Annotated in this window: 1 protein-coding gene; it reads left to right on the top strand. The window is 50.5% G+C overall.

The window, feature by feature from the left end:
• Nucleotides 1–102: 102 nt before the first annotated feature.
• Nucleotides 103–381, top strand: coding sequence for a type IV conjugative transfer system protein TraL (gene traL, locus AC066S_RS40040; protein WP_197364735.1), 279 nt, complete (start codon nt 103–105; stop codon nt 379–381).
• The last annotated feature ends 3 nt before the right edge of the window (nt 382–384 follow it).

The following is a 384-nucleotide window of genomic DNA, read 5'->3' as shown; positions in this document are numbered from 1 at the left end:
GCGACTTAAGGAGCGTGGGATGAACATGTCCAACGTAGTTCTCGGTGGTAACAAATATGACCAGGGCGTTGATGCCGTGGTGATGGTCAGGGTGGGTAAATAATGAAGCCAGTCGCAATTCCGAATTATGTGGATGATCAGCTGCAGTTCTTCTTCTGGGAAGTGGACGAGTTCTTTCCGTCGCTCGTGATTTTCATGGTCCTCTACATGTGGGACCAGCTGTTGATGGGCATCGTGCTTTCCTTTGTGTTCGTGAAGCTGTTCGGACGCTTCAAAAACAACCATATGCCTGGAGTGCTTTTCCACATCGTGTGGTGGGCCGGATTGATGAAGATGAACGAGAAATTCGACAACGGCGCCGTGCGCGAGGCGGTGAAATGAAGT

Source organism: Bradyrhizobium sp. CFUWI (assembly GCF_056429085.1).
The sequence above is the reverse complement of the archived record's forward strand: the minus strand, read 5'-3'. Positions and strand labels throughout refer to the sequence as shown.